This window comes from Novosphingobium sp. NFX11 (assembly GCF_057376415.1).
Window position 1 is genome coordinate 204,353 of the sequence record NZ_CP080384.1, and the last position, 20,741, is coordinate 225,093.

16 protein-coding genes and 4 pseudogenes are annotated in these 20,741 nt (G+C 67.5%); 5 read left to right on the forward strand and 15 right to left on the reverse strand.

Annotated features, from left to right (window positions below; translation table 11 throughout):
- Positions 1-3: 3 nt before the first annotated feature.
- Positions 4-1,021: pseudogene (locus tag KZO24_RS01055) on the reverse strand (fatty acid desaturase family protein).
- Between the two features lie 223 nt (positions 1,022-1,244).
- On the opposite strand from KZO24_RS01055, the gene KZO24_RS01060 reads away from it, so the two are divergent.
- Positions 1,245-2,405 (forward strand): GNAT family protein, encoded by a 1,161-nt coding sequence (locus tag KZO24_RS01060; RefSeq protein ID WP_271184502.1) that lies wholly within the window; start codon positions 1,245-1,247, stop codon positions 2,403-2,405.
- A 445-nt stretch (positions 2,406-2,850) separates the two neighbouring features.
- Here KZO24_RS01060 and KZO24_RS01065 read toward each other — a convergent pair whose 3' ends face one another.
- From KZO24_RS01065 to lipB, 3 genes are all read right to left on the reverse strand, one after another.
- Complete coding sequence (locus KZO24_RS01065) at positions 2,851-3,498, reverse strand: glutathione S-transferase family protein (RefSeq protein ID WP_271184503.1); 648 nt, start codon at positions 3,496-3,498, stop codon at positions 2,851-2,853.
- Between the two features lie 187 nt (positions 3,499-3,685).
- Positions 3,686-4,012: a hypothetical protein gene (locus KZO24_RS01070; protein ID WP_271184504.1), complete on the reverse strand. Its 327-nt coding sequence runs from the start codon at positions 4,010-4,012 to the stop codon at positions 3,686-3,688.
- Positions 4,013-4,693: a lipoyl(octanoyl) transferase LipB gene (gene lipB, locus KZO24_RS01075; RefSeq protein WP_271184505.1), complete on the reverse strand. Its 681-nt coding sequence runs from the start codon at positions 4,691-4,693 to the stop codon at positions 4,013-4,015. It lies immediately after the preceding gene.
- A gap of 83 nt (positions 4,694-4,776) precedes the next feature.
- Between lipB and KZO24_RS01080 the strand changes: the two genes are divergently transcribed.
- Complete coding sequence (locus KZO24_RS01080) at positions 4,777-5,589, forward strand: DUF7847 domain-containing protein (RefSeq protein WP_486486737.1); 813 nt, start codon at positions 4,777-4,779, stop codon at positions 5,587-5,589.
- 135 nt (positions 5,590-5,724) lie between these two features.
- On the opposite strand, the gene KZO24_RS01085 is transcribed toward KZO24_RS01080, so the two are convergent.
- The 6 genes and pseudogenes from KZO24_RS01085 to KZO24_RS01110 all read right to left on the reverse strand — a co-directional run bounded on the left by KZO24_RS01085 (position 5,725) and on the right by KZO24_RS01110 (position 11,106).
- Entirely contained in the window at positions 5,725-6,357 is a 633-nt protein-coding gene (locus KZO24_RS01085; RefSeq protein WP_008832590.1) for a class I SAM-dependent methyltransferase, read from the reverse strand.
- 121 nt (positions 6,358-6,478) lie between these two features.
- Positions 6,479-6,820, reverse strand: a pseudogene (arsC, locus tag KZO24_RS01090) (arsenate reductase (glutaredoxin)); the annotation flags it as partial.
- Positions 6,817-7,356, reverse strand: coding sequence for a (2Fe-2S)-binding protein (locus tag KZO24_RS01095; protein WP_008832592.1), 540 nt, complete (start codon positions 7,354-7,356; stop codon positions 6,817-6,819). The pseudogene arsC and the gene KZO24_RS01095, both read right to left, overlap by 4 nt.
- Before the next feature lies 1 nt (position 7,357).
- A complete protein-coding gene (locus KZO24_RS01100) occupies positions 7,358-8,092 on the reverse strand; it encodes a metallophosphoesterase family protein (protein ID WP_271184507.1) in 735 nt (244 codons plus the stop codon).
- Between the two features lie 56 nt (positions 8,093-8,148).
- Positions 8,149-10,183: pseudogene (locus KZO24_RS01105) on the reverse strand (TonB-dependent receptor).
- A gap of 230 nt (positions 10,184-10,413) precedes the next feature.
- The gene (locus KZO24_RS01110) at positions 10,414-11,106 is read right to left on the reverse strand and encodes a fumarylacetoacetate hydrolase family protein (protein WP_271184509.1); all 693 of its coding nucleotides are present in this window, start codon (positions 11,104-11,106) and stop codon (positions 10,414-10,416) included.
- A 160-nt stretch (positions 11,107-11,266) separates the two neighbouring features.
- Here KZO24_RS01110 and KZO24_RS01115 point away from each other — a divergent pair, with 160 nt between their 5' ends.
- Positions 11,267-11,776, forward strand: a complete 510-nt coding sequence (locus KZO24_RS01115; RefSeq protein ID WP_008832596.1) for a YqgE/AlgH family protein — start codon at positions 11,267-11,269, stop codon at positions 11,774-11,776.
- Positions 11,777-11,870: 94 nt separating this feature from the next.
- On the opposite strand, the gene KZO24_RS01120 is transcribed toward KZO24_RS01115, so the two are convergent.
- The 5 genes and pseudogenes from KZO24_RS01120 to KZO24_RS01140 all read right to left on the reverse strand — a co-directional run bounded on the left by KZO24_RS01120 (position 11,871) and on the right by KZO24_RS01140 (position 16,225).
- Positions 11,871-12,341 (reverse strand): NTP transferase domain-containing protein, encoded by a 471-nt coding sequence (locus tag KZO24_RS01120; protein WP_486487200.1) that lies wholly within the window; start codon positions 12,339-12,341, stop codon positions 11,871-11,873.
- Positions 12,342-12,425: 84 nt separating this feature from the next.
- Positions 12,426-13,439 carry an XdhC family protein gene (locus tag KZO24_RS01125; RefSeq protein WP_271184511.1) on the reverse strand — a complete coding sequence of 338 codons (1,014 nt, stop codon included), beginning with the start codon at positions 13,437-13,439 and terminating at the stop codon, positions 12,426-12,428.
- Positions 13,439-14,056, reverse strand: a complete 618-nt coding sequence (locus tag KZO24_RS01130; protein ID WP_271184512.1) for a TetR/AcrR family transcriptional regulator — start codon at positions 14,054-14,056, stop codon at positions 13,439-13,441. The genes KZO24_RS01125 and KZO24_RS01130 overlap by 1 nt, the downstream gene beginning before the upstream one ends.
- Before the next feature lie 77 nt (positions 14,057-14,133).
- Positions 14,134-14,808 carry a murein L,D-transpeptidase catalytic domain-containing protein gene (locus tag KZO24_RS01135; RefSeq protein ID WP_486486738.1) on the reverse strand — a complete coding sequence of 225 codons (675 nt, stop codon included), beginning with the start codon at positions 14,806-14,808 and terminating at the stop codon, positions 14,134-14,136.
- Positions 14,809-14,980: 172 nt separating this feature from the next.
- Positions 14,981-16,225 (reverse strand): annotated as a pseudogene (locus KZO24_RS01140) (polyhydroxyalkanoate depolymerase).
- A 255-nt stretch (positions 16,226-16,480) separates the two neighbouring features.
- Between KZO24_RS01140 and KZO24_RS01145 the strand changes: the two are divergent.
- Positions 16,481-18,280, forward strand: coding sequence for an ABC transporter transmembrane domain-containing protein (locus tag KZO24_RS01145; protein WP_271184514.1), 1,800 nt, complete (start codon positions 16,481-16,483; stop codon positions 18,278-18,280).
- Positions 18,281-18,536: 256 nt separating this feature from the next.
- Positions 18,537-20,687 (forward strand): M13 family metallopeptidase, encoded by a 2,151-nt coding sequence (locus KZO24_RS01150; protein ID WP_271184515.1) that lies wholly within the window; start codon positions 18,537-18,539, stop codon positions 20,685-20,687.
- Positions 20,688-20,741: the final 54 nt, after the last annotated feature.

The following is a 20,741-nucleotide window of genomic DNA, read 5'->3' on the forward strand; positions in this document are numbered from 1 at the left end:
TCTTTACCTGACCTTCATCGTGCTGCGCGCGAGCCTTCCGAGCAGCGGGGCAAGGCCGGAATAGCTGGCCTTGCCGTAAGTCGAACCGTCTTCCAGATGAGTGGTCAGGCGGCGGTGCGCCTCTGCCAGCGAGTGGTAGGGCATCGAAGGCAGCAGGTGGTGCAGCGCATGATAGCGCAGGCCCACCGGTGCCCACATCGCCGCGACGAAGCCGGGCGGTGGCACGTTCACCGAGATCGAGATACTGCGCGGTGACGGTCATCGCTTCGCCGTCGTTCTCCCACAGGTGTGCGACGAGGGTGCGGACCTGGTTGAGCAGCGCGGTGAACGAGACGATGCACAGCGCGATCAGAAGCGGCCTCCAGCCCCAGACGAAGCTCGCGGCGACGAGGCCGATCGCCCAGACCGAACAGGCGAGTTCCTGCCAGAACACCATGCGGGCGAAGTCGCCCTCCGGCTTGCGGCGCTTGTACTGCGGGTTGATGGCGAGCGCCGAGACACGTTCCCACACCAGCGTACGTAGCGGCGGCACGATTGCGCCCAGCGGCACGAGCACCGCCGAGCGGATCAGCAGCGCGGGCGGCAGCAGTATCGCGGTGAGCGCGAAGACCGGCAGGCTCCACGGCTTCATCAGCGCCAGCGGCAGGTATTCCGGGTCCTCGACCGTGCCGTAGCGGGTGCGGGCGTGGTGCTGGGTGTGCACGCCCTCGTACATGAAAGAGGGGATCAGCATCGGCACGCCGACCAGCAGGTTCCAGCCGAAGCGGAAGCCGGGCAGGGCGTCCTTGTGGATGTGCGTCAGTTCATGGATGAACAGCAGCGCGCGGTAGAGCGCCAGCGACGCGACCACGCCCAGCAGCACTGCGACCACCGGATTGCCTGCCAGAATCGCGCCTGCAAGCGCGGCATAGCCGAGCGCGGCGCTCCCCAGCATGTCGGGCCAGTAGATGCCGGGGCGGGCCGCCGCGATGTCGCGCGTCAGTTCGACGGCGGCGCGCAGCATCGCCTTGTCGTCGGGCATCTGCGAGTGCCACGTCGATCCCTGCGCGGAATTACGCGCATCGGCGGGGGCAGGTCGATCGCATTCTGGGCATTCATCGTGCAAGATTTCCAAAGTGTTTCCGGGCATAAGGCCGCCCGGTCCGCGCTCCACCGCAATTCGCCGTGCGGTCCGACTTGACAACCTGCCGCCATCGGCAGCACGTCGCGCTCATATTCCGTTACGCCAGAACAAAGGCAGCATCGTGGCCGAACTAGTCATCACTCCGATCTCCAGCAAGGCCGACATCGCCGCTTTTGTCGATCTCGCTTATCGACTCAATGCGTCAGATCAAAACTGGGTGCCGAATCTGCGCTCGGAGGAAATCTCCAAGTTCACCCCCGGCAAGAACCCGTTCTTCGAGCATGCCCGCTGCCAGTTGTTCCTGGCGAAGCGCGACGGCAGGATCGTTGGGCGCATATCGGCGCACATCGATGAACTGGCGCTGAAACAGCCGGTCAAGCAAGGGATGGGGCCGGGCACCGGTAACTGGGGCGCGATCGAGGCGGAGGACGCCGAGGTCGCTCACGCCCTCATCGCCCGCGCCGAGCAGTGGCTGCGCGAGCAGGGCATGACTCGCGTGCTGGCGCCGATGAACCTGTCGGTCTGGGAAGAGCCGGGCATCCAGACGGTCGGGCACGATCATCCGCCGATGGTGATGATGGCGCATCACAATGCGGCTTATCAGGGCTGGATCGAGAGCCAGGGCTACGCAGTCGTCAAGACCGTCAAGACCTACGAACTCGACGTCACGAAGCAGTTTCCGCCACTGATCCAGCGCATCGTCTCGTCGGGCGAGAAGAACGCCAAGATCGTCGTGCGCAAGGCCAGCCTCAAGCATTTTGACCGCGAAGCCGCGATCATCTGCGAAATCCTGAACGATGCCTGGTCGGACAACTGGGGCTTCGTCCCCTTCACCGACAAGGAAATCGAGTACGCGGGCAAGGCGTTCAAGCCGCTGGTGCATCCCGAACTGATCATGATCGCCGAGTACGAGGGCGAGCCGGTGGCGTTCATGATGACGCTGCCGGACCTCAATGGCATCCAGATGAAGGTCAACAAGCGTACCGGCAAGCCGTCCATCCTCGGCCTGCTCAAGCTGCTGCTGTGGCTGAGGAAACCCAAGCCCGCCGACATGCGCGTTCCGCTGATGGGTGTGCGCAAGAAGCTGCAGTCCTCGCGGCTCGCCAGCCAGCTGGCCTTCATGATGATCGAGTACATCCGCCGCGCCGCCGTCGCCAAATTCGGGGCCAAGCGCGGTGAGATCGGCTGGGTTCTCGAGGACAATCAGGGGATGGTCGCCATCGCCGATGCCATCGAGAGCACCGTGAACCGCGAGTACGCGATCTACGACAAGGCGCTCTGAGCGCCGGAGGTTTACACGGTTTACACGGTCCAGGGGGAACTGCCGGGCCGTCGCTTGCGGGCGTGAATGGCGGATTTCCGGGGTTTTCTGGCCGAGGCGCCTGTCACAAGGTGACACCTTTCCATGGGAGAGTGTCACCTTGGGGCGCCATGTGTCACTTTGCGCGCGGAAAGTGTCACCTTGTGCGTGAAAAGTGTAACCTTGCGCGATGAACCGGCTGGACATCGTGCACGGAGAAGGCGGGGCAGGGGGCGCATCGGGCGAGAATACCGCCGTGCTGACGCTGTAGGAAAACGGTTTCGAGCTTCACCTTGAATCGTCATTGCGAGCGTAGCGAAGCAATCCAGGGCGGTTTGCGCGGCCCTGGACTGCTTCGCTGCGCTCGCAATGACGAAGGGAGGGGCGATCCATTGTCTTTACTGCTCAGAGTTGCGGATTCGATCGCTTACCGCCCTGCCTGTTCGAACACCGCCAACTGCGCGGCGAAGGCGCGCTGGAAGGCGGGGCGGGCCTCGCCGCGTGCGACGTAGGCGCGGATCGTTGGGAAGTCCTCCAGCAGCCCCGAGCTAGCGAGGCGGCGCAGTACCGAGATCGTCATCAGGTCGCCCGCGCTGAAGGCGCCGTCCAGCCATTCCGTATCGCCCAGCCGCGCGGCGAGGTCTCCGAGGCGCGTGTGCACACGGGCGTCGAGCATGGTCAGGCGCTCCTCGTGCCAGGGCTTGTCGCTCTCGAACAGGGCGGCCATCGAGCGTTCGACGATCGGCGGCTCCAGCGTGGAGAGCGCGGCGAACATCCATGTGACCGCGCGGGTGCGAGCTTCCGGGTTTTCCGGCAGCAGCCCGGTATGGCTCTGCGCGAGGTGCAGCACGATGGCGCCCGATTCGAACAGCACGAGGTCGTCTTCCTCATACGTCGGGATCTGGCCGAAAGGGTTGCGGGCGCGGTGTGCGGCCTCCTTCATCGCCGTGAACGAGACGAGGCGTACGGTGTAAGGCTGTGCCACTTCCTCCAGCGCCCAGCGAACCGGCATGTCCCGCGCAAGGCCGCGGCCGCGGTCGGGCGAGGTTTCGAAGACGGTGAGGGTGGGCAGCATCGCGGGTGGCTCCGGTTTGGGAGCGATGATGCGCCTGATGGGGATTGGGGCGCAAGGGGGCATCCTCCCCGTCGCGAAGCGATGGGGAGGGGACCGCTCGCGGAGCGAGTGGTGGAGGGGGCGAAACCCCTCCGTCAGCCCTGCGGGCTGCCACCTCCCCATTGCTTTGCAACAGGGAGGATTTTGCCTAAGGCTGTGTCGGCGTCGCGGAAGGTGCCGGAGGCGGCGGGGCTTCGATCACCGTCGCGGGCTCGTCGCCCTCGACCACATCATCCGCCACTTCCGATGGCGGAACCGCAGGGCCGCCCGCGCGCGGGAGGCCGAGCCCGGCGTTCGGGTCGGTAAGCGAGGCCTGCGACTTCACCGTATCGTAAGGCAGCATGTCGTCGCTGACCGAGCGCGGCAGCAGTTCGCCGCCCGCCGCCGCCTTGGGCTGGTCGTCCGCCTTCTTGCTGCAGCCGCCGAGCGCCAGCGCCGTCAGGGCAACGGGCAGGATCAGGTGCGCGGACTTCATTTACGCGGTCTCCGGTGCGGAAGGCGGGCAGGGGCTTTCCAGTGAGGCGAGGAAAGCCGGGGCGCGTGCGATCAGCGCGGCGTCGAAGGCGGCGAGGTCCACGTCCTTGCCGAGCCGCTTGAGGCTGGTGACGCCGAATTCCTCGATGCCGCAAGGCACGATGCCGGTGAAATGCGAAAGGTCGGGCGCGACGTTCACCGAGAAGCCGTGCATCGTCACCCACTTGCGGATGCGAACGCCGATCGCGCCGATCTTCGCCTCGCGCCCATCGACGTCGGTGGTCCAGATGCCGATGCGACCTTCGGAGCGGAAGGTCTCGACGCCGAAGTCGCGCAAGGTCTCGATCACCCAGCCTTCGAGGCCGTGAACGAAGCCGCGCGCGTCGCGGGCGCGCTTCTTGAGGTCGAGCAGCACATAGCCGATGCGCTGGCCGGGGCCGTGGTAGGTATAGCGCCCGCCGCGTCCGGCCTCGACCACCTCGAAGCGAGGGTCAAGCAGTTCGGCGACGGCGGCGCTGGTGCCGGCGGTGTAGACCGGCGGATGCTCCAGCAGCCAGACCAGTTCGCGCGCCTCTCCGGCGGCGATGGCTGCGTTGCGGGCGGTCATCTCTTCCAGTGCCTCGCGGTAGGGCACCGGATCGGCGGAGATGCGCAGTTCAATATCACCGGGTAGCGAAGTCATGCCGCGTTGCGTGGCGTCATTCCATGCGGTTATCAAGTGCAAACGCGCCAACCGGCGTCTATGGCGAGATCATGGAACCCTTGATGAAGTTCGACAGCAGCCGGGCCTGGAGCCAGGCATCCCAGGCCGTTTCCGCCAACCGCGAGGTCGTGCTGGCGCTGGCCGGGGTGTTCTTTCTCCTGCCGCAGCTGATGTTCTCGATCTTTTTCCCGCCGCCGGAGACGGGCGCGGGGATGAACGAGACGCAGATGATGACCATGCTGCGGACCTACTATCTCTCGGCGGCGCCGGTATTGATTCCGATGGCGCTGTTCCAGGCGTTGGGCTCGCTTTCGTTGCTGTGCCTGCTCGACAGCGACCGGCGACCGACCGTGGGCGGGGCGATCCGCGACGGGCTGAAGGGCGTGGTGCCTTATCTGCTCGCGCAGATCCTCACCGGCATGGCGCTGGCGCTGATCGCGCTCGTGGTTGCGGGGCTGCTGGGCGTCGTCGGAGGCGTCGTCGGCGGGGTGATCGGGCTGGCCATCGTGCTGCTCTTCGCCATCGTCGTGGGCGTGCGCCTGTCGGTGGCGGCGCCGGTGATCGCGGTGGAGAACGTGTTCAACCCGGTCGCGGCACTGGTGCGCTCGTGGAAGCTGACCAAGGGCAATACCGCGCGGCTGCTGGGCTTCTACGCGCTGCTCGCGGCGGCCATGATCGTGCTGCTGATCTTCGGCAACGTTCTGACGATACCGATCACGCTGCTCGCTCCGGCCGAAGTCGCACGCTTCGTCGCGGCGGCGGTGGAGGCGGTGCTGGCGACGGTAATGGCGGTGTATTTCGTGGCGGTGATCGCGCAGGTCCATCGCCAGCTGGCAGGGCCTTCGGCGGAAGCGCAGGCGGACCTCTTCGGGTAAGCGCCTTATCCTCCCTGTCGCGCAGCGATGGGGAGGTGGCAGCCCGTCAGGGCTGACGGATGGGGCTTCTCCTCCACCACCGACTGCGTCGGCGGTCCCCCTCCCCATCGCTGCGCGACAGGGAGGATTTTCAGGTCAGTCCTCGTCCTTCCAGCCCCACCACATGAAGCAGGGCGGGACGTTGATCGGTTCGATCGCGTCGTCGATGCGCTTGAAGTGCGGGGCCATGTAGCTGCGCGCCTTGGGGCGGAACTGGTAGACCAGGAACGCGCCGCCCTTGCGGATCACGCGGTAGGTGGCAGAGGCGATGGCGGGCGCCACGCCCTTGGGCAGGGTGGAGAACGGCAGGCCCGAGAGGACGTAATCCGCCTTTTCGTGCCCGTGCGCGCGCACGATCTCCTCGACGTCCGCCGCCGAGCCGTTGACCGCGACGAAGCGGCTGTCGCTGATCGTGCGGCGCAGGTAGTCGATGAACATCGGGTTGGTGTCGATGACGATCAGCATGCCGTCGCGCGGCAGGCGGTCGAGCACCGGCTGGCAGAAAGTGCCGACGCCGGGGCCGTACTCGACGAATAGCTTCGTGTTCGCCCAGTCCACCTTCGACAGCATGCGGTTGATGGTGAAGCGCGAGGACGGGACGATCGAGCCGACCATCACCGGGTTGCGGATGAAACCTTCGAGGAACACGCCCCAAGGCCCCATGCCCTGCTTGATCTTCTGCCTGATCCGGTGGGCCAAAGGCTGTCGGGCAAGCTCGGTGCTGGTCATGCTGAGGAAGGCTCTCGCAATATTGTCATGTCACGGATTTGCCATGCGGTGGCAGATTGTCCCTGCCAATGCAAGGCGATGGCGCGTTGCCGGAACGCGCCGGATGGGGAAACCGGGTCAGAAGAATCTGGTGAACCGTTTCCTGTGGGCGACAAAGCCGCACGCCCTTGTCGGTCTCGACCAGCGGGCGCTCGATCAGGATCGGGTCGGCGGCCATCGCGGCGAGGACGGCGGCGTCGTCGGCTTGCGGCAGCCCGCGCTCCTCGGCATCGGTGCCGCGGATGCGCAGGCCCTGCTGCGGGCTGATCCCGGCGTCGCGGTAGAGCTGGGCGAGCTTTTCGGCGCTCGGCGGGGTCTTGAGGTATTCGATCACCGTAACCTCGACGCCCGGCGTTTCCTCGAGGATCGCCAGCGTCTTGCGCGAGGTGCCGCACTTGGGGTTGTGCCAGATGGTGGCTCTCATGGGGTCTGTCCTTTCGTGTCCGGGACCATCGCCGGAATTCTGCCGGAGCCGCCGGGGACCGGCGCGGCGTCGATCTTCTCTTCGCGGCGGGCGACGGCGGCGGCGCGCTGGATGGCGCGCACGAGCCGGGGCTGGACGCCGCAGCGGCACAAGTTCGGGATAGCCGCCTTGACCTCGGCCTCGCTCGGATTGGCGTTGCGCGCGAGGAGGGCGGCGGCGCTCATCACGATACCGGGCGTGCAGAACCCGCACTGAACCGCCTGCTCGGCCACCATCGCCTGCTGCACCGGATGCGAGCGGTCGCGCGACAGGCCCTCGACGGTGACGACGAAGCGGCCCTCGCACTCGGCAAGCGTGATGAGGCACGATCGCAGCGCGGCGCCATCGACCATGACGGTGCAGGCATGGCAATCGCCCACGCCGCAGCCGTACTTGGTGCCGGTAAGGTTGGCCGCATCGCGCAGCGCCCACAGCAGCGGCGTGCGCGGGTCCATCTCGAACTGGACGGGGCGGTCGTTGACGGTGAAGCGGGTCATCTCAGGCGTATCCCGTGGCCAGCGCGCGCGCCCAGTCCTCGCGCCCGCCCTCGGCAGCGCGGAGGGCGGCGGCGGTCCAGTCGTAAGCGACGGCGAGCAGCTCCGCTTCCCAGCCATCCGGCCCGCGCTCGACCACGGCGTAGCGCGCTTCGGGCGAACCCGATTCGATGACGTGGGGATGCGGTTGGTCGTCGGCGAAGGCGGGCAGGCCGACCGAACCGGGGTTCACCACCAGCCGCCCGTCATCGAGGCGCACCGCCCGCTGCCTGTGCGAGTGGCCGCAGAGCACCAGCGGGGCGTCGATCCCGCCCAGCCGCTCGGCGATCTCGTTTGGAGTGGCGGCGCGGCAGCCGGTGGGCTCGACCGTTTCCAGCAGAAATTCCAGATCGCCGCGCGGGGAGCCGTGGCAGGCGTAGAGGTCGCTCTCCAGCCACATGTCCACCGGCAGCGAGGCCAGCCATTCGCGGTGGCGCGGCTGCAGCACGGCATCGGTGGCGGCGTCGGAAAGGCTCATCTCGGCGCGCGATTGTTCGAGCAGCTGGCGCTCGTGGTTGCCCCGGATCGTCTCAAGCCCGAGTGCCATCAGCCGATCCGCCGTGCCCACGCTGTCGAGCGGGCCGCTGAGGATGTCGCCGAGGTTGACGACCCGGCGCACCCCGCGCGCGGCGGCATCCGCCAGCACCGCGTCGAGCGCGCCGAGGTTGCCGTGAATGTCGGAGATCACCGCGATGGCCATGCCCTCGCGATGCCCCGCCTTGCCGATCAGCGCAACCCCAGTCAGTTCAGGCCCAGTCAGTTCAGGCCCAGCTTGAACCCCGCCCACAAGGTGCGCGGCTGGCCCAGATCCATCGAGCCGGCCGCATTGCGCGTCACGATCGTCTCGTCGGTCAGGTTCTCGGCGCGCAGGACCAGTGAGGCGAAGCGGGTGATCGGCACTTGCGCATAGAGGTCCAGCGTCGTCGCGGCGGGCAGGGTGTCGACCTGAAGGTCGTCCTCGTACTGCGCACCGGTGCGGCGCAGGGTGGCGGCCAGGCGCCAGCCGTCGGCGGGTGCCCATGCCACCGTCCCGCTGGCCGCGAGCTTGGGCACCTGCGCCGGGCGCATGCCGTCGAGCGCGATCTGCGCGGCGGTCGCCTTCACCTTGGCATCGGTCCACGACAGCGAGCCGGACAGATCGACCTTGCCCAGCTTGAGGTCGGCGCTTGCCTCGATCCCGCGCGCGTGGATCGAGATCGACGTTCTGCCGCTCGCGCACGGTGGAGGACAAAGTGACGTTGGCGATGGCGTCCTTGAGGTAGTTGTCGAAGGCCGTGAGCGACAGGTTCAGCGTCTCGGAGGGGTGGAAGTCCACGCCCGCCTCGTAGCCGCGCAGGCGCTCGGGCTTGAGGCCGGGATTGGCATTAGTGGTGATCGGGAACACCACGAAGGGCCGGTACAGCTCGTTCAGCGTCGGCAGGCGCAGTCCGGTATAGGCGGCGGCGCGCAGCGACACGGCGGTGGTGGCGTTCCACACAATGCCGCCGCGTCCGTTGGCGTTCCAGCCGTCGCGGTCGGCGTAGCGGGTGTCCTGCGTCACCACGCCCGCGGGGTTCACCTGATGGTAGTAGCCGTCGGTGATGGTCCAGCGGTCGAGGCGGCCGCCAGCGGTCAGCACGAACTGGCCGATGGTCCAGTCGTCCTCGATATAGAAGCCGAGGTCGGACTGCCGCCCGCCCGCCTTGCGGAACGCGGTGGCGAGGCCGGTGACGGCGCTATAGGGCGCTTCCACGAGGTTCCCGCGCGAAAGCTTCACGTCGGTGCCGATGCGCAGCACGTGGCTTTCGCCCACCGGCGGGCGCAGTTCGGCCTTGCCGCCGACCGCCAGCGTCGGGGTCTTGGCCTGATCGAGCGTCTTCTTGTAGCTCGTCGAGCTGATGACGATGTTCGAGAAATCCTGCGCCTGCACGAAGCCCAGCACGTCGAACTGCCAGTCGCCCCGGCCCACGAAACGCAGCGAGCCCTGCTGGCCCGAAGACGTCGAATCCGCGCCCTTGAAGCGCAGCGTGCGCGCATCGTCATAGACGAGGCCCGATGCCTGAACCTCGATGGTGTCGGTCAGCGGCGCGACGGCGCGCAGCGAGCCCGACAGGCTTTCATACTTCGCGCGCGCGGTGGCGGCGACGCGCTGGTCCTTCGGCGTGGTCCAGAAGCCCTGGCCGCGATCCCACTGCACGCCCGCCACGACGAAGCCTTCGCCAAGGCGCGGCGCCACCGTGAGCGAGCCTTGCGTCTCGCCCCGGTTGTTGACCAGCGCCTCCGCGCTTACCGGGCCGAGTTCGTCAGGGCTCGCGCTTTCCATCTCGATCGTGCCGGAGACCGCGCCCGTGCCGAACGCGCCCATACCGCCGCCGCGCGTCACCCGCACGGAGCCGAGGCGGTCGGGGGTGAGCGCGCTCAGCGGAATATAGCCGAAGAACGGGTTCGCCACCGGCACGCCGTCCAGCAGCACTTGCGCGCGGCTCGATGCATTGCCGCCCAGTGCACGCAGGGTCACGCCCTGGTTCGAGGGGTTGGACGATCGGCTGTCGGAGCGGCGGAACTGCTGGAATCCGGCGACAGAGGCCAGCACATCCTCGATCCGGCCCGAGGCGCTGGAAACCAGCTTGTCGCGGGCGATCGTCTGGACGTCGTAGGCGGGCGTCGCCGGACCTTCCGAAAGCCCGCGCCCGGTGACGACGATGGGCTCGCGCGGGGCGGCGTCATCGTCCTCGGCCAGCGCGGGATGCGCGAGCGCGACGAGGGGCAGGGCGAGCAGGGCACAGGTGGTACGGCGTCGAATGGTGGTCATTGTTTTCCAGCTTTGAGGCATCGTTCTCCGCCGCTGTGTGTCCTGCAAAGCATTGTGGCTGACAAGGCGGACAAAGGCGAGGCGACCCAAGGGATGATACGCCAGTTCCTCCCCGAGCTTGCTCGGGGAGGGGGACCGCCCGCGAAGCGGGTGGTGGAGGGGGACGGGCAATTCCCCTCCGTCAGCCCTGACGGGCTGCCACCTCCCCGAGACAAGCTCGGGGAGGAATGTCATTCCGCTGCGCCGATTTCCAGTCGCAGCGGGGTGAGGCCCTCGATCGTGCCTTCCAGCACGTCGCCCACCGCGACCGGGCCGACGCCCGCCGGGGTGCCGGTATAAATCAGGTCGCCGGGTGCGAGGTGGTAGAGGCCCGAGAGGTCGGCGATCAGCTCGGGGATCGACCAGATCATGTCCGAGAGCACGCCGTCCTGCTTCACCGCGTCGTTCTGCGTTAGCGCGATGCGCTGGGCCTCAGGCGCGAAGACGGCGGCGGGCGTGATCGGCGCGATGACTGCGCCGTTCTCGAAGTCCTTGCCGGTGTCCCAGGGATAACCCTTGGCCTTGGACGCGTTCTGCAGGTCGCGCCGGGTCATGTCGAGGCCGCAGGCATAGCCGTAGACCACCTCCATTGCCGCCTCGGGGGCGATCCGGAACGCGGGGGCGCCGATGGCGACGACCAGTTCCATTTCGTAGTGGCAGTTTTCGGTGCCCGGCGGATAGGGGATCGCCCCGCCGTCGAGGCACAGCGCTGCGGGCGCCTTGTTGAACCAGATCGGCGCCTCGCGGTCGACCGCGTTGCCCAGTTCCAGCGCGTGCGCGGCGTAATTGCGCCCGACGCAGAAGATGCGGCGCACCGGATAGGCGGCCGCTTCGCCGACGACGGGCACGGCGGGGGCGACGGGAAGGTCGAAAAGCAGGGTCACGGGGCTGGGTTCTCCTTTGTGCCGGGGCATAGGCCGCTCCGTCGCATCGGGAAAGCGCTCTCTCGGATACGGGGGTTGTAGTCGGCGCAAGGGGGCATAGAGTGGACGGGTGACGACGCAGCAGTATCTTGCAGGCCGCATCCTATTGGCAATGCCGGGGATGTTCGACCCGCGCTTCGAGCGCTCGGTCAACGTGTTATGCGTGCATGACGAGGACGGCGCGCTCGGCGTCGGCATCGGCCACGTGCGCGAAGGCGTGCGTTTCCACGATGTGCTGGAGGAACTGGGCCTCGACCCGGGCGTCTCGCCCAACCGCGAGATCATGCACGGCGGCCCGGTCGAACCGGGGCGCGGCTTCATTCTGCACTCGACCGACTGGGGCGGCAGCGACACTATCGAGGTCGCGCCGCTTTGCGGGCTGTCCGCCTCGATGGACGTGCTGCGCGCGATCGCGGCGGGGCAGGGGCCGTCGCAGTGGATCATGGCGCTGGGCTACGCCGGATGGGGCGCGGGTCAACTGGAGGGCGAGATGCGCCACCACGGATGGTACGCCGCCGAAGGCCACCGCGAAGTCCTGTTCGAAACGCCGCCGGAGGGGCGCTGGTCGGCGACATGGCGGGCGGAAGGGATCGATCCCGCGCTGCTTTCGAACGAGACGGGGCGGGCTTAAGTTCACCCTCCCTTCGTCATTGCGAGCGTAGCGAAGCAATCCAGGGCAGTCTTGGGCCGCCCTGGATTGCTTCGCTACGCTCGCAATGACGATGTCATGGGAGATTTTCGAGGTCGCCCGGGCGGTCCACGTCGAAGTGGATCGCGGGCGAGGAGACCTCGACTCTCACCACGTCATCGCGGCTGCGCAGCAGGCGTCCCGCGCCCTCGTCGCCGGTGAGCGCGGCGATCGCGGGCAAGGCCGCGGCGGACAGCAGGACCGGATGGCCGGGCTTGCCCCCGTGACAGGGCATAGCGGCATAGGCATCGCCGATCGCGGCGGCGAGTGTCGGTGCGACCTCGGCAGGAATGCGCGGCATGTCGCCGAGGAAAACGAAGGCGGCCTTTGCCTCTCCGGCCGCCGCGATGCCGGCCTTCAGTGTCTCGGACAAGGCATAGCTCTCCAGCCGCAGTGTCTCCACCGCAGGCGTGCCGGGCCATTCGCCCGTATCGAGGCCGGGCCGCGCGACGACGATCACCCGCTCTACCGGCGCGGCGCGGGCGGTGCGGATCGCGTGATGGAGCAGAGGCTCGCCATCGAGCCGGGCGGAGAGCTTGTCGCTGCCGAGATCGGGTCGAGTGCCCGGCTGCGAGCACCAGTGCGACCGCGCTCAAGCCCGTTCCCGCGCCGGGTTCAGCGCCTGCATGATTTCGGCGATGATGCCGGTGGCGACTTCCCAGGGCGACTTGCCCAGCCCGGGGACGCCCGGCGAAAGCTGCAGCCGCGCCAGTTCCTCCGCGCTCGCGCCCGCCGCTTCCAGCGCGCCGAGGCGTTGGGCGGCGCGCGATCTGGCGCCGATCATGCCGACATAGCCCGCCCCGCCCCGCAAGGCGGCAAGGCAGCCGCCGAGGTCGTGGTGATCCTCATGCGTGGCGCCAAGGTAGGCGGTCCAGCGATCGACTTTCAGGTGGGCGAGGGCGTCCGCAGGCTCCTCGCGCAAGTAGCGCGAGACGGGGAAGGGCGGCGGCGCATGCGGGCCGCCGGGGCGCAGCAGGATCGTCTCGAACTGCGCCATCGCCCCGAGCTTCGCGGCGGCGAGCGCGCCGGGATCGCCGCCCGAGACGATCAGGCGGCGCGGCGGATCGTACCGGCGGGCGATGCGGAACGGGTCCTCGCGAAAGTCCAGCAACGGGCCGTCCTCCTCGCGCGCCTCTTGCGTTTCGCCGTCGCTCGCCCAGAGGCAGGTGCGGCGCTCGGCGGCGTGGTGCAGCAGCGCGGCGGCGGCGGGCGAATCCGGCGCGATCCGCTCCAGCAGCACATGCAGCGCGCCGCCGCAGCGCAGGCGAAGGTCGATCCAGGGGCTGCCCATGCCGTAATGCAACCGCTTCGGCTTGCCGTCGGCGAGCACTTGCGCGGCGTGGTTGGCGACGTCGCCCTCGATGCAGTCGCCCGAGAAATAGCCGCTCGCGGCGATCTGGCCGTCGGACCCTGCGGCGAACAGCATTTGCGCGCCGGGACCGCGCGGCGCGCTGCCCGCGACCTTGTAGAGTGTCGCCAGCGCCGCCGGACGGCCTGCCGTGAGGGCCGCGCGCAAGGCGGGGCGCACGTCGTCGATCCAGCCGAACTCGGGCCAGTCCGCGTCCTCGATCATGCCGCCAAGAACGGGGGCGTCGGTCAGCGTCATCACGCGCGCGCCGCTTGGCGCTCCATCGTGTCGCCGACCAGTGGGGCGATGACCAGACGGTGCAGGATCGTCGCCACTTCCTCGGGGCTGCGGGTGGAGGCGGGCTTGTCCCCGCCCTGCGCCAACCACCATGCAAGGATGTCGATGGTCGCGCCGGTGCCGTGGATGGTGCCGAGATCCGAAGGCAACCACGAATGGCGCGACTGCGCGCTTTCCGCGAGGCCGAGCGCCTGGCGGATGAACTCCTCGCGCACGATGCCCGCTGCGCCGCCGGTCAGCAGCGCCGACCACAGCATCGCGTGCTCGTGGACATGGCGGCAGACTTCCAGCGTCGATTCGTAGCTGTTGGCGGCGTAGAGGATGGGGATCGTGCGGCCGAGCAGATCCTCGATCTCATGCGCGGCGACGTCGGCCAGCAGCGCTTCCTTGGTCGGGTAGTGCCGGAAGAAAGTGGCGTACCCGGTTCCGGCGCGCGCGCTGATCTCGCGGATCGTCAGTTGGTCGAACGGCTTGATTTCAAGCAGCGCCAGCAGCGCCGAGGTCAGCGCCTGCCGCGAGCGGACCTGTCGTGCATCGGTGGGAGCCTCGCGCTTGAGGCCGTTCAGGCTGGTGTCCATGATACGATGCGTATCATTGCGACGGAGGCGTGTCTAACCGCAGCAGCCGTGAACCGGCCGCAACGCGGCGTTGAATATCACCCTTCGCCGATGCGATCCGCGAACAGCAGGCGACCGCCGGAAAGGTGCCAGAGCGCTTCGTTGAAATCGTTGTCGCTCATGGCGAAGCAGCCCTCGCTGCGACCGAGCTTGCCCCACTTGTCGATCATCGAGGAGCCGACGTACCAGGCCGGATGCATGACGATCGCGCGCGGCAGCGCCATCGAATTGTCGTTGTCCAGACCCATCAGGCGGATCGAGGTGCCGTACTTGCCCTTGTACCACTCGGCGGTGAGGTAAGCCCCGCGCGAGGTCGCTTCCGAGCCGGGAACGTTGGAAAAGCTCTGCAGCCAGCCGCTGTGCGCCGGGTCGGAACCGCGCCCGTGCGCGACGAGGAACGAGCGCATCGTCCCGTTTTCCAGATTGGCGAAGTGGAGGCGCGGTTTCCACGAAGGCTGCGCAAAATCGACGATTCCGACCACGTCGGCGCGCCACAGATGATTGCGCACGCGCCCGGCCTGCTTCGACGCGACGTCGAGTACACGGCGCTCGTAAAGCGATAGTCCAGTGGGCGATGCGGGAACCGATGTCAGGCTGCTTGGAAAGGCACCGGCGAGCGGCGCAAGAGCCTCACCGGGCGCGGTCGAGATCGGGAAGGACACCTTCGGAGGCGAAAGCCCGCGCGGGCAAAGCCAGACCGATGCCGGCGACAAGCCCGCCCTTCAGTATTTTCCTTCGACTATGTGCGCGATCCATAGTGGCGGTAATACCACAATCGGTCCCGGTGATCCACCATCTCGTCGCGCGATCGGCGCTGGGCGGGAGCGTTCCGCCGCAAAAAACGTTTGGCGGGGCCGCGACTTAGGCGCGACCCCGCCACAAACATCAGGCTACCACCTTGAGCGGCTTGCGCTGGTGCTGGGCGATCCAGTCCTCCAGCACCGGGGCGATCTGCGTCCGCCACTTGCTGCCGTTGAAGATGCCGTAGTGGCCCACCTCGGCGGCGAGGTAGTACTTCTTGCGCTTCTCGGGCAGGTGGCTGGCAAGGTGCAGCGCGGCGCGGGTCTGGCCGATGCCGGAGATATCGTCCCTCTCGCCCTCGATCGCCAGCAGCGCCGTGTCGCGGATGCCGGACAGGTCGATCCGCTCGCCGCGATGGACGAACTCGCCCTTGGGCAGAGAGTGGTTCTGGAACACGTGTTCGATCGTCTGCAGGTAGAATTCCGAGGTCATGTCGCAGACCGCGCGATATTCGTCGTAGAAGGCCTTGGTGGCATCGGCGCTGTCACCGTCGCCCGCGACCATGTGCTTGAACATGCCGTAGTGGCTCATCATGTGGCTGCCGAGGTTCATCGCCATGAACCCGGCAAGCTGCAGGAAGCCCGGATAGACGCGGCGGCCGCCGCCCGGATAGGTCGCCGGAACGGTGGCGATGACGTTCTGCTGGAACCACGAAAGCGGCTGCTGCATCGCCACGTCATTGACGCTGGTGGGCGCCTCGCGCGTGTCGATCGGGCCGCCCATCATGGTGAGAGTGGCGGGACGGCAGGGGTGCTCCTTGGCGCCCATGATCGCGGCGGCGGCGTAGGCCGGAACCGAGGGCTGGCACACCGCGAGGACGTGGGTGCCGGGGCCGATGTGTTCGAGGAAAGAAATGACGTAATCGATGTAGTCGTCGAGATCGAAGCGCCCGGCGCTCATCGGCACCAGCTTCGCGTCGGCCCAGTCGGTGATGTAGACTTCGGCGCTTTCCACCATGCGCGCGACGGTGCCGCGCAGCAGGGTGGCATAGTGGCCGCTCATCGGTGCGACGATAAGGAGCTTGGGCGCGTCCTTGCCGAATCCAGGATGCTCGAGATCGCAGCAGGTTGCCGAACGGCTTGTGCAGCACGATCGATTCGGTGACCGGCTGGATCTTGCCGTCGACGGTCACGGTCTCGATGTCAAACGAGGGCTTTCCGCGGGGGAAGCGGCGTGCGCGAAGACGTCCAGTGCCGAGGCCATGACCGGGCCGAGACCCGAATAACCGAATGGAAGCGAGGGGTTGGTCAGCAGTTCGGCGCCAACCGACGCCCATGCGGCAGCGCTGCTCATCATGGCGCGCTGCAACTCGTAGGCATTGTAGAGCAAGTCGATTCTCCTGGCCGTTTCGGGGCCGAAACAGCCGTTGTGAGGGGTTCTTACTCCCCAACTAGGGAACTAGAGGTTACCGTTGCAACGCGGCAATTCCGATTTCAGGCAGGTGATCTTCGCAAGAGAGGCACGTTTCGCCGCGAATCGGACAGTATGTCCATGGCTAGAAGGAAGCCTTTTCCTCCGCTTCGCGACGCTGTAAGGCGCGGCGCCATGGATGGGACGCAAGGCAATGCCCCGGGGCAAGAGACCATGACTGAAGAGCCGAAGCGGCCACGCCGCAGTCTCGGCCCGCTGCGCATGGTCTGGCGCGAGATGCTCAAGTATCCGGGGCGCATGGCCACGGCAGGCGCGGCGCTGATTACGACGGCGACCTCGACGCTGGCGATCCCTTATGGCTTCCGGCAGATCATCGACAAGGGCTTCGCGCAAGGCGCCGACCCGAATGCGATCCGCTCGTGGTTCCTGATGCTGATGGGCGTGGTCGTGGTGCTCGCCATTGCAACGGCGATCCGGTTCTACTCGGTCTCGTGGCTGGGCGAGCGCGTCGTCGGCGACATTCGCCTGCGCGTGCAGCGCCACCTGCTGACTTTGGCGCCGAGCTTCTTCGAGGAGAACAGCCCCAAGGAAATCTCCTCGCGCATGACCGCCGACACCGCGATCATCGAGCAGATCGTGGGCACCACCGTCTCGGTCGCGCTGCGTAACGCGATCATGGCGCTGGGCGGGGTGATCTATCTCTTCGCGCTGGAGCCGGGGCTGACGGCGTGGCTGGTCATCGCCATTCCGGTGGTGATCCTGCCGATCGCCGCTTTCGGTCGCAAGCTGCGCGCCGTCTCGCGATCCAGCCAGGACCGCGTGGCAGACATCGGCGCGCTGACTGCCGAAGTGCTGGGCGCATTGAAGGTCGTGCAGGCGTTCAACCAGGAAGGCCGCGAGCAGGGCCGCTTCGCCGCCGCTGTGGAGCGCACGTTCGATACCGGCCGTCACCGCATCATGATCCGCGCGATCATGACCGCGGTGATCATGTTCCTGATCTTCGGCTCGATCACCATGATCATGTGGCGCGGCGCGATCGGCGTGGCCGAGGGCTCCATCACCGGCGGCACCATCGCCGCCTTCGTGGTAACGGCGGGCATCGTCGCAGGCGCGTTCGGCTCGCTCACCGAGGTCTACGGCGATCTCGTGCGCGGCGCGGGCGCGGCCAGCCGCCTCGCCGAGCTGCTGAGCGAGCATCCCACCATCGCCCCTCCGGCGCGCGCTCTGGTGCTGCCGAGCCCGGCGCGCGGCAAACTGGCGTTCGAGCGCGTGACCTTCCGCTATCCTTCGCGGCCCGAACTTCCGGCGCTGCACGACTTCAATCTGACCATCGAGCCGGGCGAGACCGTCGCTATCGTCGGCCCCTCGGGCGCGGGCAAGTCGACGCTGTTCCAGCTGGCCGAGCGGTTCTACGACCCGCAGGGCGGCGCCATCAAGATCGACGGTGTCCCGCTCGCCTCCGCCGATCCAGCCGAGATCCGCCAGCGCATCGCCCTGGTTCCGCAGGAAGGCGTGCTGTTCGCCGCCTCCGCGCGCGACAATCTGCGCTACGGCAACTGGAATGCCGACGACGAGGCGATCTGGCAGGCGGCCCGCGCGGCCAACGCCGAAGGTTTCCTGCGCGCGCTGCCGCAGGGCCTCGACACGTTCCTCGGCGAAGACGGTGCGCGCCTTTCGGGCGGCCAGCGCCAGCGCATCGCCATCGCCCGCGCGCTGCTGCGCGACGCGCCGATCCTGCTGCTCGACGAAGCCACCAGCGCGCTCGATGCCGAGAGCGAACGGCTGGTGCAGGACGCGGTCGAGACGCTGATGGCGCAGCGCACCACGCTGGTCATCGCTCACCGCCTCGCCACCGTGCGCAAGGCGGACCGCATCGTCGTGATGGATGGCGGCCGTATCGTCGAGCAGGGCACGCATGAAAGCCTGAGCGGGCAGGGCGGCCTCTATGCGCGGCTGGCGTCGCTGCAGTTCGACACTGTCGTCTCGGGGCAGCCGATCGCGCCGCTGGGCTGAGGCGCCCCTTTCGTCATTGCGAGCGCAGCGAAGCAATCCAGGGCAGCGTTACACCGCCTTGGATTGCTTCGCTGCGCTCGCAATGACGAAGCGAGATTGGCCTCGCCTTCGCAACCAGCGGCACGGCCTTCAATTTACCTCCATCACTGCTCCTTTTTCACTGGCGTTGCGCGCGCGTGTAACTAAGTTACGCGCCATCGCCGGTCGTCCTGATCCGGCCGAAATATCCTGTCGCCCCCGTCCGAAAGGTCACGACATGCTTCGTTATGCCGGCAAGGCGCTCCTTGCGAGCGCCGCGCTTTCCGTTCTCGCCTTCTCCGCTCCCGTCTTCGCGCAGGACGCTGCGCCCGCAGCCAAGCCCGCGCTCGCGCCCTCGGCCGACTGGGGCAAGTTCGGCGTCCAGACCCAGTGGATCGACACTGGGGCCAAGCCGGGCGACGACTTCGACGCCTACGTCAACGGCGTGTGGAACAAGACGGCGGTGCTTCCCGCCGACCGCACCCGCTGGGGCTCGTTCATCGAACTGAGCGACCTTTCGGAAAACCGCGTCCATGGCATCCTCGACGATCTGCTTGCCGCCAACCCGGCGCCCGGCTCGGACGCCGCGCGCATCGCCGCCGCCTGGAAGGCGTTCATGGACGTCGATGCAATCAACAAGGCGGGCCTCGCCCCGGCGCAGCCCTACCTCGCCGCGATCAAGGCGGCGAAGACCCCCACCGACATCGCCACGCTGTTCGGCAAGCCCGGCTATGCCTCGCCGATCGGCCTCTATGTCGGCGCCGACGACAAGCAGAGCGACATCTACGCGCTCAATGCCAATATCTCCGGCATGGGCCTGCCCGACCGCGACTACTACCTGAAGACCGACGCACGCTCGATCGAACTGCGCGACAAGTACAAGGCCTACCTGACGTTCGTGCTCGGCAAGGCGGGCTACGCCGATGCCCCGGCCGCCGCCGCTTCGGTGCTGGCGCTGGAAACGCAGCTCGCCAAGGCCGACTGGGACCGTGCCGCCGCCCGCAACCCGGACCTCACGTACAACAAGGTGCCGCTCGCCGAATTCGAAGCAATGGGCTCGCCCGGCGTCGTCAAGGCGTTCCTGTCGGCCGTGGGCGCGGACAAGGCCAGCTACGTGCTGATCGGCGAGATGCCGCCGACGGCCGAGGAGTTCAAGGCCGCCGGGATCGACCCGGCCAAGGCGGGCGACCAGTTCGGCCCCGGCATGCCGGCCGTCGTCAAGCTGATCGAGACCACCCCCATCGCCACCTGGCAGGCCTACCTCGCCGCGCACTTCCTGCGCGACAACGCCTCGGTCCTGCCCAGCGACATCGATGCCGCCACCTTCGATTTCTACGGCAAGACCCTGAGCGGCCAGCCCGAGCAGCGTCCCCGCTGGAAGCGCGGTATCGCGGCGGTCGAGGGCATGGCGGGCGAACTCGTCGGCAAGCTCTACGCGGCGAAGTACTTCCCGCCCGCGCAGAAGGCGGCGATGGCCGACCTCGTCGCCAACTTGCGCAAGGCGATGGCCGCCAACCTCAAGGATCTCAAGTGGATGAGCCCGGTCACGCGGGTAAAGGCCGAGGAGAAGCTCGACGCCTTCACCCCCAAGATCGGCCAGCCGGACGTGTTCAAGACCTATGAGGGCCTGACCTTCTCGCCCACCGACCCGCTGGGCAACACCATGGCGGCGGGCAAGTGGCAGACCGCCTTCGACATGAACCGCATCGGCGGTCCGGTCGATCGCACTGAATGGGGCATGCTGCCCGAGACGGTGAACGCCTACTACAACCCGGCGATGAACGAGATCGTATTCCCGGCGGCGATCCTGCAGCCGCCGTTCTTCAACCTCTCGGCCGATCCGGCGGTCAATTACGGCGGCATCGGCGCGGTCATCGGCCACGAGATGAGCCACGGCTTCGACGACCAGGGCGCCAAGTACGACGGCACCGGCAACTTGCGCGACTGGTGGACGCCGCAGGATCTCGCTGCGTTCCAGAAGCTGCAGGCGGCGCTGGCGGCGCAGTACGATGCCTTCTGCCCGTTCGACGACGGCAAGGATGGCAAGGCCTGCGTCAACGGCAAGCTGACGATGGGCGAGAACATCGGCGATCTCGGCGGCCTCAGTCTCGCCTACCGCGCCTACAAGCTCTCGCTGAACGGCAAGGAAGCGCCGGTGATCGACGGCGTCACCGGCGACCAGCGCTTCTTCATGGGCTGGGCGCAGGTCTGGCGTTCGAAGGTGCGCGAGGCGCAGGCGCGCCAGTTCCTCGTCACCGACCCGCACTCGCCGCCGCAGTACCGGGTCAACGGCATCGTGCGCAACTTCGACGAATGGTACAAGGCGTTCGGCGTGAAGCCGGGCGACAAGCTGTACCTCGCGCCCAAGGACCGCGTGCGGATCTGGTGAGCTAAGCAAGGCCCCAATTCTGCCGCCTGAAAGGGCAGCAGAATTGGGGCTTTC

What these genes read in the sequence shown, in the direction of transcription:
- KZO24_RS01125 (WP_271184511.1), bottom strand. Translation starts at nt 13,439, where the DNA reads ATGACGCTGACCGACGCCCCCGTTCTTGGCGGCATGATCGAGGACGCG.
- KZO24_RS01080 (WP_486486737.1), top strand. Translation starts at nt 4,777, where the DNA reads ATGAAGTTCGACAGCAGCCGGGCCTGGAGCCAGGCATCCCAGGCCGTT.
- KZO24_RS01100 (WP_271184507.1), bottom strand. Translation starts at nt 8,092, where the DNA reads ATGGCCATCGCGGTGATCTCCGACATTCACGGCAACCTCGGCGCGCTC.
- KZO24_RS01095 (WP_008832592.1), bottom strand. Translation starts at nt 7,356, where the DNA reads ATGACCCGCTTCACCGTCAACGACCGCCCCGTCCAGTTCGAGATGGAC.
- KZO24_RS01070 (WP_271184504.1), bottom strand. Translation starts at nt 4,012, where the DNA reads ATGAAGTCCGCGCACCTGATCCTGCCCGTTGCCCTGACGGCGCTGGCG.
- KZO24_RS01150 (WP_271184515.1), top strand. Translation starts at nt 18,537, where the DNA reads ATGCTTCGTTATGCCGGCAAGGCGCTCCTTGCGAGCGCCGCGCTTTCC.
- KZO24_RS01130 (WP_271184512.1), bottom strand. Translation starts at nt 14,056, where the DNA reads ATGGACACCAGCCTGAACGGCCTCAAGCGCGAGGCTCCCACCGATGCA.
- KZO24_RS01065 (WP_271184503.1), bottom strand. Translation starts at nt 3,498, where the DNA reads ATGCTGCCCACCCTCACCGTCTTCGAAACCTCGCCCGACCGCGGCCGC.
- lipB (WP_271184505.1), bottom strand. Translation starts at nt 4,693, where the DNA reads ATGACTTCGCTACCCGGTGATATTGAACTGCGCATCTCCGCCGATCCG.
- KZO24_RS01085 (WP_008832590.1), bottom strand. Translation starts at nt 6,357, where the DNA reads ATGACCAGCACCGAGCTTGCCCGACAGCCTTTGGCCCACCGGATCAGG.
- KZO24_RS01145 (WP_271184514.1), top strand. Translation starts at nt 16,481, where the DNA reads ATGACTGAAGAGCCGAAGCGGCCACGCCGCAGTCTCGGCCCGCTGCGC.
- KZO24_RS01115 (WP_008832596.1), top strand. Translation starts at nt 11,267, where the DNA reads ATGTTCGACCCGCGCTTCGAGCGCTCGGTCAACGTGTTATGCGTGCAT.